This window comes from Ruminococcus sp. AF17-22AC, assembly GCF_003460065.1.
Lineage (GTDB): Bacteria > Bacillota > Clostridia > Lachnospirales > Lachnospiraceae > Blautia_A.
Genome location: NZ_QRXT01000002.1, coordinates 237,091 through 253,742 on the forward strand (window position 1 = coordinate 237,091; position 16,652 = coordinate 253,742).

Here is a 16,652-nt window from a genome sequence, read left to right on the forward strand (position 1 = left end):
AAACGGCAGCCCCTGAAATTGCTTTCAATTATGAAATTATGCCTGAGGACCAGCAGCAACAAGTGCTTTACCAGCAGCATTTCCTTCGTATTTAACAAAGTTCTTAACGAATCTTGCAGCAAGATCTTTTGCTTTTTCTTCCCACTGTGCAGCATCTGCATATGTGTCACGTGGATCAAGGATTCCTGCATCAACACCCGGGAGTTCTGTAGGAACTTCGAAGTTGAAGTATGGAATTGTCTTTGTAGGAGCGTTCAGAATGGCTCCGCTCAGGATAGCATCGATGATACCACGGGTATCTTTGATGGAGATACGTTTGCCTGTTCCGTTCCATCCTGTATTAACGAGGTAAGCTTTTGCTCCGCTCTTTTCCATTTTCTTAACAAGTTCTTCTGCATATTTGGTCGGATGCAGTTCAAGGAATGCCTGACCGAAGCAAGCAGAGAATGTAGGTGTAGGCTCTGTGATTCCACGCTCTGTACCGGCAAGTTTAGCTGTGAATCCGGACAGGAAGTAGTACTGTGTCTGAGCTTCTGTCAGGATAGATACTGGCGGCAGTACACCGAATGCATCTGCGGACAGGAAGATTACGTTCTTAGCTGCCGGTGCAGAAGAAATCGGGCGAACGATTTTTTCGATGTGGTCGATCGGGTAGGAAACACGAGTGTTTTCTGTTACGCTCTTATCAGCGAAATCGATCTTACCGTTTGCATCAACTGTTACGTTCTCAAGAAGAGCGTTACGTTTGATTGCATTGTAGATGTCCGGCTCAGATTCTTTGTCAAGGTTGATAACCTTAGCGTAGCATCCGCCTTCGAAGTTGAATACACCGTTGTCATCCCAGCCGTGTTCGTCATCACCGATCAGGAGACGTTTCGGGTCTGTGGAAAGAGTTGTTTTACCTGTTCCGGAAAGTCCGAAGAAGATAGCGGTGTTTTCACCATTCATATCTGTGTTAGCGGAGCAGTGCATAGCTGCGATGCCTTTCAGTGGAAGGAAGTAGTTCATCATAGAGAACATACCTTTCTTCATTTCTCCGCCGTACCATGTGTTGATGATAACCTGCTCTTTGGATGTAATGTTGAACATTACAGCTGTTTCAGAGTTCAGGCCAAGTTCTTTGTAGTTTGTAACTTTTGCTTTGGAAGCATTGTATACAACGAAATCCGGCTCAAATGTTTCCAGTTCTTCAGCTGTTGGCTGGATGAACATGTTTGTAACAAAGTGTGCCTGCCATGCAACTTCAACGATGAAACGGATAGCCATACGAGTATCAGCGTTAGCACCGCAGAATGCGTCAACTACGAAAAGTTTCTTGTTGGAAAGTTCTTTCTTGGCAAGTTCTTTACAAGCTGCCCAAGCTTCCTGTGTTGCAGGATGGTTGTCGTTCTTGTATTCATCAGAAGTCCACCAAACAGTATCTTTGGAATTTTCATCCATAACGATGTATTTGTCTTTTGGGGAACGTCCTGTGTAGATACCAGTCATTACGTTAACAGCGCCAAGTTCTGTTTCCTGGCCTACTTCAAATCCTTCAAGACCTGCTTTGGTCTCTTCTTCGAATAAAACTTCGTAAGAAGGATTGTACACAATTTCAGTTGTACCGGTGATGCCATACTTAGTTAAATCGATTTTTGCCATCTTACATTTACCTCTCTTCTTTAATAGAGCCATCTACACGCTGGCTTTCTTTAACCTTTAAGAAGTAGAATGCTCCTACTTCCCATAGAGTTAATTATACATAATTCATCAATAAAAGCAATAAAAAAACAATGAAAATTTAAAAAAATGACAATTATTTAACATTTCAGTTTCCGATAGCTGATAATAAAATAAATGATTTCTGCGGTTGAAGTGATAAGCCACGAAAAAACATACAGCAGATAAAGTGACGGAATGGTATGAATCCAGGCAAAGATCGTGTAGATCCATATGATACGGAATGCACAGGAACCGAGGAGTATGATAATGGTCGGGACAATCGTTTTGCCGATTCCACGTGATGCTGCAGTTGTGCAGTCCATAAATACGGATACAGCATAGGAAAAAGCCATGATCCGTATCCTCTGCATGCCGGCATCGATGACTGCCGCGTCAGTGGCAAACAATGAAAGAAACTGATGACCAAAAACAAACAGCAACACACCCAGAAGGACACTGGTAAAGAAAGAGTAAAAAAGGCAGACAAAATAGCTTTTTAAAACTCTTTTTTTGTTTCTGGCACCGTAATTCTGACTCATGAAACTGGAACAGCCTGTATAAAAAGCATATAACACGTTAAAAATCAATGAATCCGCATTGGTGGCGGCTGCATTTCCGGAGACTGTAATAGTATTAAAGGAGTTAACCCCTGCCTGTACAAAAAGATTGGCAATGGCGAAAACTGCGCTCTGGATTCCGGCGGGAATACCGATCATCAGTACCTGGACACCCGCATCTCTGTGAAATTGGATATTTTTTAAGGAAACATGACATTCATCTTTTCGCCGTACGAGATGAATCATGATAAGACCTGCAGAAACATACTGGGCAATCGCAGTTGCAGTTGCCACACCTGCAGCCGCCATATGAAATACAATGACAAAAAACAGGTTCAGAAGTACGTTTAACACACCGGCAATCGCGAGATAATAAAGCGGTCGCTTCGTTTCGCCACGGGCACTCAAAACACCATTACCGAAATTATAGATTCCCATTGCCGGCATACAGAGAGCATAAATCCGAAGGTAGAGTGAAGCCTGATCGATCAGATCATCTTTTGTATTTAAAAGTCGGAGCATTCCTCCTGAAAAGAAGAAACAGACTGTTCCGATCAGAAGCCCGATCAATGTACAGAGAAAAAGAGAAGTCTGTATGGTCTCTACGGTATTTTCGTGATTTTTTGCACCAAGCGCGTGCGCGACGCGGACATTGACACCACTGCCCATACCGATCAGAAATCCGGTAAACAAGGTGACCAGAAGTGTAGTGGAACCAACAGCACCGAGTGCTTTGTAATCGGCAAAATGTCCGACAACAGCAACATCGCTTAAATTGAACATGACCTCCAGAAGCTGGGAGCACATCAGCGGAATGCTGAAGAAAAGAATATTTTTCCACAAAGAACCCGTTACCATCTCAATGGAACGGGTTTTCTTTTTTGTATTTTCACGTATCATATAAACCTCAATAATAAATTAAATTTTATGTTTTTTGCGGTATTCACCCGGAGTGATCCCGTAGGCTTTCTTAAAAGTCCGCATAAAATGTTCCGGTGATTCATAGCCGACCAGATCACAGATCGCGTGGTTGCTGAGTTTGGTTTCACGGAGCGCGCGGCATGCCTGGTTCAGCTTAATGTCACGGATGATCTGAAGAAAAGTCTGGCCGGTTCCTTCCTTTATCAGTGTACTGAAATGCGAAGTACTGTAGCCAAAATGTTCCGCGGTGCTTCCAAGAGTAGCATTCTGATAATGATGATTCAGATAATTCAGAATTTCTGTCATAGAGCCGCTTCCGGTATCTTTTGTGAGAATGGACTCAATCTCGTTTTCGTGATAGCGAAGAAGCATTGCCCAGAACATGATCAGCATGGAATTCAGGAAGGTGTAGCTGTATTTTTCATGCCCGAGATATTCGATATAAAGATTTTCCAGCATATCACGGATGAGGATATCATCGAAAGTATGGAAAATCAGATAATTTCCCTCAGTCTTACGATAAAGTACATGTGCAAAAAAATGGGCAAGTGCACTGTCGGCAGTCAATGACTGGAAAAAAGTGGACTGGAAAGTAGAGCCACGGACCAGAATATTAAAAGCGAGACTGTCATCAAAAATTCCGATACTGTGCGTGGTATGAGGCGGTATGATGCAGATATCTCCGGTATGGAGTTCATGAGCCATTCCCTGGATTGTTGTATGGGCAGTTCCGTTATATACGCAGATGATTTCAAAAAACTCATGCTCATGATCAAATATCGGTGTATACCGGTAATGCTTTGAGAACATGATATTTCCGGTCAGATCACCGAAGAGGTCTTTTTCTTGCATATAGGGGTACCATGCTTCTTTTTGAAGCTCCGGAACGAAAAGACGGTGGTTGGAAATAAATTGCCGGTCCAGATTCAGACAGTAGTCATGAAAAGTTTCCGGATGATTTTTTTCCTGAAAATATAAATCTCTGTAAAAAATTTCGTCATCATTATAGTCTTTAATATAATTTCGAAAATCCTCTCTTGTAAGTTTCATAAATGCCCCTCAAAATATTGATAGATCAGAATTATTTCTTTATATAATAGATCTCGTTTCGCAATTCGATATTTTCAGTATAGCATCATCTGAATCGAAAAAAAAGTCAGTGTTTTACAAAAAAAATCACAATTGGAAGAAATGTAAAAAAGAAGTAAAGTAATGGCAGAAAGAAATTTGGAGGTTATAAAAATGAACGAAGTTGAAAAGAAAGTAAAAATTGGCTTATGGCGTCAGAGAATCGGTTACGGCTCATCTGATTTTGCCTGCAATCTGATCTGGCAGATGATCTCATTGTACCTGCTGTATTTTTACACAAACGTGATGCATCTGAATGCCGGTGCAGTCAGTGTTATGTTCCTGGTCACAAAAGTAATTGATGGAATTTCAGACCTGATCGTAGGATTCCTGATCGACAAGACAAACACAAGATGGGGTAAATCAAGACCATGGATTCTGTTTGGTGCGGTTCCGTTTGGTGTGGCAGCAGTTGTTGCTTTTTCTGTCCCGAATATCGGACAGACAGGGATGCTGATCTACGCATATGTATCTTACATCCTGCTTTCTACAGCATATACGGTTGTAAATATCCCGATGGCATCTATCCTTCCGGCACTGAGTGAAGATCCTCACGAAAGAACAGTCCTTGCATCCTGCAGAACTTTCTTTTCCTCTGTTGGTTCTACTGTAGTCAGTGCATTTGCCCTGACACTTGTTGATAAATTCGGAAACGGTAACGAAGCACTTGGTTTCCGTATTGTAATGATGATCTTTGGTGTCATCGGATGCCTTGTTTTCTTTTTCTGCTTCTTTAATACAAAAGAACGTGTTGTGATCAAACAGGAAAAAGTCAGCCTGAAAGCAAACATTTCCTGCCTGTTCCACAACAAACCATGGAAACTTTTTGCACTGAATATCGTATGGTTCTTCGGAGGCTATGTAATTCAGGCAAGTGCCGTTATTTATTACTTTACATATGTTGTACAGAATACAACACTGGTACAGATTGTTGCGACGATTACAACACTTGTCCCGATTGTAACGAATCTCTGTGCACCATTCCTCGTAAAACTGACAACGAAGAGAAATCTGATGGTTGGAGGAAGCTTTGTACATATGGGTGGTCTTCTGATGATTTTCTTTGGCGGAACAAATGTGCCGGTACTTCTTGCGGGTGCAGTGATCGCAGCAGCAGGATATGGCCTGAAGGGAAGTATGCATTTCGCAATGCAGCCTGACCCGGTTGACTATGGTGAATGGAAAAGCGGTGTCAACACAGCCGGAACTCTTTCAGCAGTGAATGGTTTTGTCGGTAAAGTCGGTATGGCAATTGCCAGCAGTATTGGTGCAGCACTTCTCCAGTTCGGTGGATTTGATGCAACTCAGACGATCCAGACAGTGACAGCACAGCATTATATCACTGCCATGTATATTTGGGTTCCGATTTTCACAAATATTGCAACAATTGTTACTATGATGTTCTATGATCTGGATAAGATTTATCCGCAGATCATCAAAGAACTTGATGAAAGGAGAGCAAACGCATAATGGCAGAGGTAAGTATAGACCTTAACATGGTCCGTGTGACCAATGATGCATTTGTGGAAAAAGCAGAGGCATGCGCGCCGAAGCTTCTTGAGACTGTAGTTCGCCCTGTTTCTATTGTAGATATCGTAAAAACAGAAAATGTATATCCGGATGTTAATAAGAAGGACGACATCGAAAATCTTTCTTCTTATTATCTTGCAAAAGGAGATAAGATCTGTCTGGATTTCGGTGATCATCAGGTAGGATATGTTACAATGAAATTAAACTCTGTAGGAAGTCCGCAGGATGCACCGGCATTTTTCAGACTGAAATTTGCAGAGATCGCAAAAGAAATCACAGAGGATTCCAAAGACTATGACGGATGGATCAGCCGTGGCTGGATCCAGGAGGAATTTATCCATGTGGATGTTCTTCCGGCAGAACTGAAACTTCCGAGAAGATATGCATTCCGTTACATGGAGATAGAGGCAATCGATACCTCCCTGAAATGGCAGCTCGTGGTCGAAGACGTAAGCTGCACCAGTGTTTCAGCAGTTCGTATTGAAGATGTGGAGCCGGTAAAGAGCGATGACGAGATGATCAGAAGACTTGACCGTGTGAGCCTCCGTACGCTGCAGAACTGTATGCAGTCTGTATTTGAGGACGGACCGAAGAGAGACCGTCGTCTCTGGCTTGGAGACCTTCGTCTGCAGGCGCTTGCAAACTATGAAACTTTCCACAATATGGATCTCGTAAAAAGATGTCTGTATCTCTTTGCAGCGCAGACGAAAGATAATGGACAGGTAAGTGCATGTCTCTTCACAGAACCGAAATTCATCGTAGATGACACCTTCCTTCTTGATTATTCTATGTTCTTCGGTGCAACGCTTTACGATTATTATGAAGCGTCCGGTGACAAAGAAACCTTAAAAGATTTAAGTGCCTGCGCATATCGTCAGATGGAAATAGCAGAAGAGTGGTTTGATGAAAAAAATCTGCTGAAAAACGGCGAAGGTTTCTGGGGATTTATTGACTGGACCGATGGACTTAATAAACAGAGTGCCATGCAGGGCGTATACATCTACTGTGCAGGGAAAGTACAGAAGATCGCGGAAGCACTTGGTGATACAGAAAAGGCTGCTTATTTTGCAAAAGAAGCAAAAGAAAAGACAGAAGCAGCAAAAAAATATCTGCTGGATCCAGACAAGGGTCTGTTTGTAAGCGGAGAAGAAAAACAGATCAATTACGCAAGTCAGGTGTGGATGATACTTGCCGGAGCAGTATCCGCAGAAGAAGGAGCAGAAATCCTTGATAAAGTAATTGCTCTGAACCCGGAAAAAGGAATGGTTTCCCCGTATATGAATCATCATTTTGTAGAAGCACTTCTTAAGTGCGGCAAAAAAGAACAGGCAATGGACTACATGAAATACTACTGGGGCGGCATGCTGAGCCATGGAGCAGATACCTTCTGGGAACTTTATAATCCGGAAAATCCGGCAGAATCTCCATATGGCGGAAGTATTGTCAACAGCTACTGTCATGCATGGAGCTGTACCCCGACCTACCTTCTCAGAAAATATTTTATCTGAAAAACGGATTACGAAAACAGTTTTCGAATATCCGTACGAACATGATTAGAAATGGAAAAAGGAGTCAGATTATGGTAAAATTAACAGTAAAGATCGTATCCATGCAGGATGCGGACAAATTCAACAAACTTTGCAGTAAATTTGACTGTGACATGGATCTGCAGAGTGGTAAATATTACGTAGATGCAAAATCCATTATGGGAATTTTCAGTCTGGATCTCAGCAAACCGCTGATTCTGAATGCAGATACAGACGATGAAGCAAAAGTAAAAGAAACATTCGCAGATTTTGTCGGAGAGGAATAATCATGACACGTACTTTAAAAGAAAGAACATTTGCCGGTACAATGAATCCGGAAATCCAGCCATGGGAAACAGAACATCGTAAAGTTGCAAGACGTGCAGCCGCAGAAGGCATCGTTCTTCTGAAAAATGAAGATCATGTCCTTCCTCTGAAAGAGGGCAGTGCGATTGCTCTTTATGGGGCAGGTGCCGGCAAGACCATCAAAGGCGGCACCGGCTCCGGTGACGTCAACGAAAGAGAAAAGGTTTCTATCTGTGAGGGCATGAAAAATGCCGGATTCCAGATTACTACAGAAGCATGGATCAATCGGTACAACGAAATTTATGACAAAGCCCGTCAGGACTGGAAAAATGATATTTTATCCAGAACCGGATATGGTGCGGACACCATGAGTTTCTTTGAGGTCTACAGTACGACGCCATTTATCATGCCGGCAGGAGACAAGATTAAGAAATCATCAGGTGACGAAGCAGAGACTGCAATTTATGTGCTCAGCCGCATTGCCGGTGAAGGTGCGGATCGTCAGGCAGACAAGGGCGATTATTATCTGAAAGATGAAGAATACGAGATGCTGGCAGATATCTGTGCAAATTACGAAAATGTCATCGTTGTGATCAATGCAGGCGCACAGGTGGATCTTTCTTTTATGGATGAGTTTACCAATATTAAAGCACTTCTGACGATTGTACAGCCGGGTATGGAAGGCGGAAATGCATTTGCGGATGTTGTTTCCGGTAAGGTGAATCCATCTGGAAAGCTCACCGATACATGGGCATACAAATACGAGGATTATCCGAATGCAGAGACATTTTCACACAATAATGGAAATGTTGAGACGGAAGTTTATGAAGAGGGTATGTATGTCGGCTATCGTTATTTTGATACCTTTGACGTGCCGGTACGTTATGGCTTCGGATTTGGTCTTTCTTATACGGACTTTGAGATAAACGACTACTGTCTGGAAAGTCTGGAAAACAAAAAAATAACTGTTTCTGTACAGGTGAAAAATACCGGCAAAGTTTCCGGTAAAGAGGTCGTTCAGGTGTACACATCTCTTCCGGGCGGCATCCTCGAAAAAGAGGCACATCGTCTCGTGGCTTATGCCAAAACATCTGAACTTAAACCGGATGAAAGCGAAAAGATCACTGTAGAAATTTCTCTGGAACATCTGACTTCCTATGATGAAAAGAGAGCCGCATGGATTCTGGAAAGTGGATTCTATGGAATCTGGATCGGCAACAGCCTTGCAGATGCAAAACTGTGCGGCGGTGTAAAACTTGATAACGAAGTGATTCTTCGTCAGGTAAAAAATCTTTTCCCGCTGAAGCAGGAACTGGATGAAAAAACACAGACTTCCGGAAAAACTTCATCCCGCGAAAAAGAAGCGGAGAAACTGGCAGCAGAACAGAAGCTGAACGTTGCGCAGTTGTATGCGGCAGATTTTACGACAGAAGTCATCGAATATAAGAAAAACGGTGAACTCTGTGAAAAAGATGCGCTGGACTTTGTCAACACACTGACAGAAAAAGAGCTGATCGATCTGGCAGCAGGAGATCCGGGTAAAGCACAGGGCGGAAACCTTGGTGCGGCAGGTATTTCTGTCCCGGGATCCGCAGGTGAAACACACCGCTGTGCAATCGACAAAGGCCTGGCAAGTATCGTACTGGCAGACGGTCCGGCGGGACTTCGTCTCATGAAATACTACCATGTGAACGATGGAAGCATTGTGACCATGCCGTTTGAATTCAGTCTGGAAGGCGGTCTTTTCTACGATGATTCCAGAGAACTTCCGGGCGAGAGATACTATCAGTACTGTACCGCGATTCCTGTAGGAACCCTGCTTGCACAGACATGGAACCGTGCACTGATCCGTGAAGTTGGTGCGATGATCGGTACAGAGATGGAATATTTCGGTGTGACACTCTGGCTGGCACCGGGAATGAACATTCACAGAAATCCACTCTGTGGAAGAAACTTCGAATATTATTCTGAAGATCCGTATGTGGCAGGAACCATCGCAGCAGCAATGACAGAAGGTGTACAGTCCAACTATGGATGTGGCACAACCATCAAGCATTTCGCATGTAACAACCAGGAAGACAATCGTATGGGATCTGACAGTGTGATTTCCGAGCGTACACTCCGCGAAGTATACCTTAAAGGATTTGAAATCGCAGTCAGAGAATCTCAGCCACTGTCTATCATGACAAGCTATAACCTGATCAACGGTGTTCATGCAGCGAATAATTATGATCTCTGTACAGAGACCGCACGTAATGAATGGGGTTTCAAGGGTATGATCATGACAGACTGGACAACAACAGAAGTTGATGAGAAATGCACCGCATCCGGATGTATGAGAGCCGGAAACGACCTCGTGATGCCGGGATGTTTCGGAGACCATGACAACATGCATAAAGAACTGGCAGAAGGAACCTTAAAGATCGAAGACCTGAAAGCATGTATTGCACGACTGGTAAGTGTGATCTGGAAATCCAACCAGTACCTTCAGTAAAGCTATGAATCGTTTAATTTTTCATATTGATGTAAACAGTGCGTTCCTTTCATGGGAATCGGTACGCAGAGTGAAACAGGGACTTCCGGATCTCCGGAATGTCCCTGCTTGCATTGGAGGAGATCCGAAAAAGCGTACGGGAATCGTTGTGGCGAAGTCCATTCCGGCAAAAAAATACGGAGTCCAGACAGGAGAACCTGTGGCAATGGCACTCCGAAAATGCCCGGATTTGGTTATTGTAAAAAGTGATTTTGAACTGTATATCAAATGCTCCAGAGCATTCAAAGAGATTTGTGCATCCTATGCGCCTGTAATGGAATCGTTCTCAATTGATGAAGTTTTTCTGGACATGACAGGTACTTCATTGATTTATCCTGATCCGGTTCGGACGGCTCACGAGATCAAAGACAAGATACGAAATGAGCTTGGTTTTACAGTAAATGTGGGGATTTCTACGAACAAACTTCTGGCAAAAATGGCATCTGATTTTGAGAAACCGGATAAGGTGCATACTCTTTTTCCAGAGGAGATTCCGACGAAGATGTGGCCGCTTCCGGTACGTGATCTTCTGTTTCTGGGTAAAGCTTCCGAGAAGAAACTGACAGAAGCAGGCATTCATACGATCGGTGATATGGCACATGCAAGAGAGGCGGAAATCCAGACTTTACTCGGGAACAAAGCTGGCCATCAGCTCTGGCAGTATGCGTGCGGAATTGATGATTCTCCGGTCAGGGCACAGCCGGAAGAAGCAAAAGGTTTCAGTGTGGAAACAACCTTTAATGATGATATTGTTTCCGTAGAACAGGTGCTTCCGATCCTTCTGGAACAGTGCGATGTTGTAGCAACAAGGATGCGCAGAAAAGAGAAAAAATGTACCTCCGTATCGGTAACTTTCCGCACACTGGATTTCCGAAACAAATCGCATCAGACAACTCTTCCGAATGCAACGGACATGACAGATGAGATATACAAAAATGCGAAAAAACTGTTTATCGAATCATGGAAGGGGGAGCCACTTCGGCTGATTGGAGTGGCACTTACAAACCTTACGGACGAGAGATTTGAACAGATGTCTCTGTTCGAAGACAATGAGCAGAAAGAGCGCCACAGAAAGCTGGATGCTACGATGGATGCAATCCGTCAGAAGTTCGGAAATGACAAAATTACCCGTGCGAGTATCATGAACAGCAACACCGGAATTGCGCGAAAAGCACGCGCACAGATGAAAAATGAGGACGAGAAGAAATAGAAGGAGAACCATTATGAGAGTACTGATTACAGGGACGAGCTCCGGTATCGGACAAGGAATTGCAGAAAAATTTCTGAAAGAAGGACACAATGTTACAGGCATTGACCGTAAAGATGCATCAATACAGAATAAGAATTATACGCATATCTGCATGGATATCCGGGCAAAAGAGCAGTATCCGGAATTGGAGCCGTTTGATATTGTGATTAACAATGCAGGTGTACAGAACGAAGAAGATATTGATGTAAACTTAAAAGGGACCATAGGCATTACAGAAAAATACGGGATTCATTCAGGTATCCGTGCAGTACTGATGATAGGTTCTGCCAGCGGACACAACGGCTCGGAATTTCCTGAATATGTAGCAAGCAAGGGAGGAGTTCTTTCCTATACAAAAAATGTTGCCCTGCGCATTGCAAAATACGGTGCAGTATGCAACAGTCTTGATTTTGGCGGAGTCCTTACAGAACTGAACAAACCTGTCATGGAAGATAAAGCTTTGTGGGACGAGATCATGGAGCAGACGCCGCTTAAGAGATGGATGACTGTAGAAGAGACTGCTGACTGGGCATATTTTATGACCGTGACCAACCGTTTCTGCACCGGTCAGAATATCCTGATCGATGGACTCGAAGCCGGAAATGCGCATTTCGTATGGCCGGAGACAGACAACTGAAAAAGAATGATAAGTGACCGGATCCGAAGAGGATTCGGTTTTTTTTGAGCCTTTTTGAGATTGACGTTTTTTTGTCAAAATGCTACAATAGTGGAAACTGAAAAACTTAAAAGAGTTTCCGGGTTTCCAAATGGAGGATTGAATGCGGGAAAAAATTATTGATGCAACGGTTGAGGAATTTAAACAGAACGGTCTGAAATTTACGATGAACGATCTGGCGAAACGGCTGGGAATCAGTAAAAAGACAATCTATACCGTTTTTGAAAGCAAACAGGCAGTTCTGGTAGCGGTGGCTGACCGTTATGCAGCAGATTTATACAGTATGCAGGAAGAACTGGAGGCGGACGTAAGCCTGAATGTGGTACAGAAACTGGAGAAGCTTTTGTGCGCGCTTCCAGAGAAATATTACAACATCGGACTGAGCCGGATTTACGAACTTGCGGAGAAATATCCGAAGCCATACAGACATCTGATGCGGTCAGTAAACAATGGATGGGAACAGGCAGAACAGTACCTGAGGAAAGGCATGGAAGAAGGTCTGATACGGGAAGTTTCCATTCCGGTAGTCATGGCAATAGTAAAAGGTACTGTAATCTGTTTTATGGAGTCAGATGTTCTGTACCAGAATGAACTGACCTATGAACAGGCCAAAAAAGAAATGGTGGAAATATTAATGAAAGGAATAAAAGCAGGTGGAAAAAGTTAGAATTCTTGAGATTAAGGAAAGCGTGTTTGCAGACAATGACAGACAGGCTGACCAGCTTCGAGCCAGGCTGAAAGAAAAAGGCGTATTCCTGATGAACCTGATGTCATCACCCGGTTCCGGTAAGACGACAACACTGAAAAAAACGATAGAAACACTGAAAAATGATTTCCGTATCGGTGTTATGGAGGCAGATATTGATTCGGATGTGGACGCACTTGCGATTGCAGAAACAGGTGCAAAAGCAATCCAGTTACATACCGGCGGCATGTGTCATCTGGATGCAAAAATGACAGAGCAGGGGATCGAAGGATTGGGTATTGAAGATGTAGATCTGGCAATTCTTGAAAATGTGGGAAACCTCGTCTGTCCTGCCGAGTTTGACACAGGTGCATCCCAAAATGTGATGATTCTTTCCGTACCGGAGGGACACGACAAACCACTGAAATATCCGTTGATGTTTGAAGTATGCGATGCTGTTCTGATCAATAAGATCGATGTACTTCCATACTTTGATTTCGATATGGAACTGGTGAAAAAATACATTCATCAGAGAAATCCCAAAGCAGAGATTTTCCCGGTCAGTGCAAAGACAGGAGAAGGTATAGAGGCATGGACAACATGGCTGAAAAAGCAGGTTGCTGACTGGAAATCATAAAAAGAAACAGAGAGAAGGGAAAGGAAAGAGAGATGAAAAAAGAACTCGACAAAGAACTTTATCCGGATTATGTTTACCCGGAATTTACGCCTGATCCGAATGAACCATTTCGTGAACCAATTGCGAAACTGGGTAAAAAGATCACGGACCGTATTCCGCAGAAACTGGGCCTTAAAAAGATCACCAGAAACGATCCGGAGTATTGGGGACTGGCCGGAGTGCTTTCCGATGAGGAAGCAGAACTGGCACTGAAACTTGGGGTAAGAAAGCCAAAAACATTGCCGGAGATCGTGAAATTATCTGGTATGGAAGAGAAAAAATGTGAGGCGCTTCTGGAAGAAATGTCACGCAAAGGTCTTCTCGAATACAACTGGGAAAACGCTGCACATGAGAAGCAGTATGTCCTGCCGATGTATGTACCGGGATGCGCAGAATTTTTTAATATGAATGCAAAAATTCTGGAATCCAATCCGGAGATGGGAACATTTTTTGAGCATATGTCCCGCCTGCCGCTGGAAAAAATCACCCCATTTGTACCGGAGGGCGGTGCCGGAATAGGCATGCATGTCATCCCTGTAGAAAAAGCAATTGAGATGGAAAATGAGTCTGTAGATCTGGAACACATTTCCTACTGGCTCAGTAAATACGAGGGAAAATATGCTGCAAGTCCATGTTCCTGCCGTCGTTCCAGACTGACACATAATGAAGGCTGTGCAGATGATCCGGAAGGCTGGTGCATTGCGATCGGAGACATGGCGGACTACGTTGTGGAGACGCAGAAAGACGGACGTTATATTACGAAAGAAGAAGCACTGGATATTTTCAGACAGGCAGAAGAAAACGGCTTTGTACATCAGATTACAAATATTGATGGTAGAGATAAAATTTTTGCTATCTGTAACTGTAACGTAAATGTCTGTTATGCGCTTCGTACATCACAGCTTTTTAACACACCGAATATGTCCCGTTCTGCGTATATCGCAAAAGTTGAGAAACAGAACTGTGTTGCATGCGGCAAATGTGTGGAGGCCTGTCCGGCAGGTGCTGTCAAACTGGGACAGAAACTATGTGATAAAGAAGGCTGTGAGATTACATATCCACGTATCCCGCTTCCGGGTGATCAGCCATGGGGCGAACATATGTGGTCACACAACTACCGCGATACGAACCGCATCAACTGCTATGACACCGGTACTGCACCGTGCAAAACAGCCTGTCCGGCACATATCGGCATACAGGGATATCTGCAGCTCGCAAAAGAAGGCCGCTATGAGGAGGCACTTGCGCTGATCAAAAAAGACAATCCACTTCCGGCTGTCTGCGGACATGTATGTAATCGACGCTGTGAAGATGCCTGCACAAGAGGCATGATCGACGAAGCGGTAGCAATTGATGAAGTTAAACGCTTTATCGCAGAACGTGATCTGAATGCAGAGACACGCTTCATTCCGAAAAAAACAATTCCGTCACTGAAAGGTGGATTTAAAGAAAAAATCGCGATCATCGGCGCAGGACCGGCTGGTTTATCATGTGCATATTTCCTTGCACTGACCGGATACAAACCGACGATTTTTGAAAAAAATGCAGAACCGGGCGGCATGCTTCGCTATGGAATTCCGTCCTACAAACTGGAAAAAGATCTTCTTGCTGCAGAGATCGATGTGATCCGTCAGCTTGGCGTAGAGATCCGCTGTGGTGTAGAAGTCGGAAAAGACGTTACAATCGAAGATTTACGAGAGCAGGGTTATAAAGGATTTTATGCTGCAATCGGATGTCAGAGAGGAAGAAAACCGGGAATCAGTGGAGAAAATGCCGAAGGTGCATATACGGCGGTGGATTTCTTAAGAAAAGCAGGTGGATCAGAAAGCTTCCCGCTTGAAGGTGATGTGGTCGTGGTCGGCGGCGGAAACGTAGCCATTGATGCGGCAAGAGTCAGCAGCAGATGTACCGATGCGAAGATTTCCATGTTCTGTCTGGAAACAAGAGAAAAAATGCCGGCGAGCAACGAAGAAATCGAAGAAGCTCTCGAAGAAGGAATTGAGCTGAACTGTGGCTGGGGACCGAAAGAAATTCTGGAAGAAGACGGCCATGTAAGAGGCGTCGTTTTCAAAAAATGTACTCGTGTGTTTGATGCACATGGCAGATTTTCACCGGAATATGATGAGAATGATACAGTGACAGTGCCGTGTCGTCATGTGATCTTTTCCGTAGGACAGGCAATCGACTGGGGCCATATGCTGGACAATCTCCATGTGGAACTTCGCCCGAACGGCGGCGCACTTGCCAACAAACTGACTTACCAGACTTCCGAACCGGATATTTTTGTAGGCGGTGACGTCTATACAGGTCCGAAATTTGCTATCGATGCGATCGCAGCCGGACGTGAAGGCGCGGTTTCTCTGCATCGTTATGTGCATGAGAATTGTACACTGACCATCGGACGTAACCGACGCGATTTCATTGAACTGGATAAAGAAAATATTAAAGTGGAAACTTACGACTCATCCAGCCGTCAGATTCCGCCGAAAGCAGATGTAAAAGAACAGGCAAAAACTTTCCGTGATCTGTCACAGAGCCTGAGCGAAGAGCAGGTGAAAAAAGAAACTTCACGATGCCTGTCCTGTGGCGCATCTGTCGTGGATCCGAATAAATGTATCGGTTGTGGTATCTGTACTACGAAATGTATGTTTGATGCAATACATCTGCACAGAGAACTGCCGGGAGCATCTGTGATGCATACATCCGAAGAAAAACTGAAATACATTCTTCCGAATATGGTGAAGCAGTCGATCAAAGTGAAATTCAAAAAGAAAAAATAAGAGCTGTGCAGCAGCTCTCGGGTAAAGGAGAAGCGTTATGCACGAGCTTGGAGTAACATTTCATATCATGGATCACCTTGAAAAGGTGGCCGAGGAAAATAAGGTGACACATATTCGTAAAGTCACCCTTGAGCTGGGGGAGGTCTCGACAGTGATCGAGTCCTATCTGCAGAATTGCTGGACGTGGGCGGCCCAAAAGCGGCCGCTGTTCAATGAATCTGAATTAGTGGTGGAAACATTACCTGCAGTTACATACTGTGAAGACTGTCAGAAGACATATTCGACCGTGGAGCATGGCAGGATCTGCCCACATTGCGGAAGCGAACACACATATTTACTGCAGGGAAATGAGTTCAACATTAAGGAAATAGAAGTGGAGTAAAG

General features: G+C 43.9%; 13 protein-coding genes. 10 read left to right on the forward strand and 3 right to left on the reverse strand.

All coding sequences use genetic code 11. From position 1 onward, the window contains the following. Positions 1-36: 36 nt before the first annotated feature. The 3 genes from pckA to DWW86_RS04350 all read right to left on the reverse strand — a co-directional run bounded on the left by pckA (position 37) and on the right by DWW86_RS04350 (position 4,229). On the reverse strand, positions 37-1,641 hold the full coding sequence (gene pckA, locus DWW86_RS04340; protein ID WP_117942394.1) for a phosphoenolpyruvate carboxykinase (ATP): 1,605 nt from the start codon (positions 1,639-1,641) through the stop codon (positions 37-39). 158 nt (positions 1,642-1,799) lie between these two features. Further along, positions 1,800-3,158: an MATE family efflux transporter gene (locus DWW86_RS04345; protein WP_353652670.1), complete on the reverse strand. Its 1,359-nt coding sequence runs from the start codon at positions 3,156-3,158 to the stop codon at positions 1,800-1,802. 18 nt (positions 3,159-3,176) lie between these two features. Next, positions 3,177-4,229: an AraC family transcriptional regulator gene (locus DWW86_RS04350; RefSeq protein WP_117942395.1), complete on the reverse strand. Its 1,053-nt coding sequence runs from the start codon at positions 4,227-4,229 to the stop codon at positions 3,177-3,179. A 192-nt stretch (positions 4,230-4,421) separates the two neighbouring features. Between DWW86_RS04350 and DWW86_RS04355 the strand changes: the two genes are divergently transcribed. The 10 genes from DWW86_RS04355 (at position 4,422) to DWW86_RS04400 (ending at position 16,650) form a co-directional block, all read left to right on the forward strand. After that, positions 4,422-5,777 (forward strand): MFS transporter, encoded by a 1,356-nt coding sequence (locus DWW86_RS04355; protein WP_181985305.1) that lies wholly within the window; start codon positions 4,422-4,424, stop codon positions 5,775-5,777. Beyond that, entirely contained in the window at positions 5,777-7,345 is a 1,569-nt protein-coding gene (locus DWW86_RS04360) for an alpha-L-rhamnosidase-related protein (protein ID WP_117942397.1), read from the forward strand. The genes DWW86_RS04355 and DWW86_RS04360 overlap by 1 nt, the downstream gene beginning before the upstream one ends. Positions 7,346-7,416: 71 nt before the next feature. Next, on the forward strand, positions 7,417-7,650 hold the full coding sequence (locus DWW86_RS04365; protein ID WP_015541169.1) for an HPr family phosphocarrier protein: 234 nt from the start codon (positions 7,417-7,419) through the stop codon (positions 7,648-7,650). A gap of 2 nt (positions 7,651-7,652) precedes the next feature. Next, positions 7,653-10,163: a glycoside hydrolase family 3 protein gene (locus DWW86_RS04370; RefSeq protein ID WP_117942398.1), complete on the forward strand. Its 2,511-nt coding sequence runs from the start codon at positions 7,653-7,655 to the stop codon at positions 10,161-10,163. 4 nt (positions 10,164-10,167) lie between these two features. Next, positions 10,168-11,412 (forward strand): DNA polymerase Y family protein, encoded by a 1,245-nt coding sequence (locus tag DWW86_RS04375; RefSeq protein ID WP_117942399.1) that lies wholly within the window; start codon positions 10,168-10,170, stop codon positions 11,410-11,412. Between the two features lie 13 nt (positions 11,413-11,425). Then, positions 11,426-12,088 carry an SDR family NAD(P)-dependent oxidoreductase gene (locus DWW86_RS04380; protein ID WP_117942400.1) on the forward strand — a complete coding sequence of 221 codons (663 nt, stop codon included), beginning with the start codon at positions 11,426-11,428 and terminating at the stop codon, positions 12,086-12,088. 142 nt (positions 12,089-12,230) lie between these two features. Further along, a complete protein-coding gene (locus DWW86_RS04385; protein WP_117942401.1) occupies positions 12,231-12,794 on the forward strand; it encodes a TetR/AcrR family transcriptional regulator in 564 nt (187 codons plus the stop codon). Continuing rightward, positions 12,781-13,449, forward strand: coding sequence for a hydrogenase nickel incorporation protein HypB (gene hypB, locus DWW86_RS04390; protein WP_117942402.1), 669 nt, complete (start codon positions 12,781-12,783; stop codon positions 13,447-13,449). Before DWW86_RS04385 ends, hypB begins: the two co-directional genes overlap by 14 nt. 32 nt (positions 13,450-13,481) lie before the next feature. Continuing rightward, positions 13,482-16,268 (forward strand): FAD-dependent oxidoreductase, encoded by a 2,787-nt coding sequence (locus tag DWW86_RS04395; RefSeq protein ID WP_117942403.1) that lies wholly within the window; start codon positions 13,482-13,484, stop codon positions 16,266-16,268. 37 nt (positions 16,269-16,305) lie between these two features. Continuing rightward, on the forward strand, positions 16,306-16,650 hold the full coding sequence (locus DWW86_RS04400; RefSeq protein ID WP_117942404.1) for a hydrogenase maturation nickel metallochaperone HypA: 345 nt from the start codon (positions 16,306-16,308) through the stop codon (positions 16,648-16,650). Positions 16,651-16,652: the final 2 nt, after the last annotated feature.

What these genes read in the sequence shown, in the direction of transcription:
- pckA (WP_117942394.1), bottom strand. Translation starts at nt 1,641, where the DNA reads ATGGCAAAAATCGATTTAACTAAGTATGGCATCACCGGTACAACTGAA.
- DWW86_RS04345 (WP_353652670.1), bottom strand. Translation starts at nt 3,158, where the DNA reads ATGATACGTGAAAATACAAAAAAGAAAACCCGTTCCATTGAGATGGTA.
- DWW86_RS04350 (WP_117942395.1), bottom strand. Translation starts at nt 4,229, where the DNA reads ATGAAACTTACAAGAGAGGATTTTCGAAATTATATTAAAGACTATAAT.
- DWW86_RS04355 (WP_181985305.1), top strand. Translation starts at nt 4,422, where the DNA reads ATGAACGAAGTTGAAAAGAAAGTAAAAATTGGCTTATGGCGTCAGAGA.
- DWW86_RS04360 (WP_117942397.1), top strand. Translation starts at nt 5,777, where the DNA reads ATGGCAGAGGTAAGTATAGACCTTAACATGGTCCGTGTGACCAATGAT.
- DWW86_RS04365 (WP_015541169.1), top strand. Translation starts at nt 7,417, where the DNA reads ATGGTAAAATTAACAGTAAAGATCGTATCCATGCAGGATGCGGACAAA.
- DWW86_RS04370 (WP_117942398.1), top strand. Translation starts at nt 7,653, where the DNA reads ATGACACGTACTTTAAAAGAAAGAACATTTGCCGGTACAATGAATCCG.
- DWW86_RS04375 (WP_117942399.1), top strand. Translation starts at nt 10,168, where the DNA reads ATGAATCGTTTAATTTTTCATATTGATGTAAACAGTGCGTTCCTTTCA.
- DWW86_RS04380 (WP_117942400.1), top strand. Translation starts at nt 11,426, where the DNA reads ATGAGAGTACTGATTACAGGGACGAGCTCCGGTATCGGACAAGGAATT.
- DWW86_RS04385 (WP_117942401.1), top strand. Translation starts at nt 12,231, where the DNA reads ATGCGGGAAAAAATTATTGATGCAACGGTTGAGGAATTTAAACAGAAC.
- DWW86_RS04395 (WP_117942403.1), top strand. Translation starts at nt 13,482, where the DNA reads ATGAAAAAAGAACTCGACAAAGAACTTTATCCGGATTATGTTTACCCG.
- DWW86_RS04400 (WP_117942404.1), top strand. Translation starts at nt 16,306, where the DNA reads ATGCACGAGCTTGGAGTAACATTTCATATCATGGATCACCTTGAAAAG.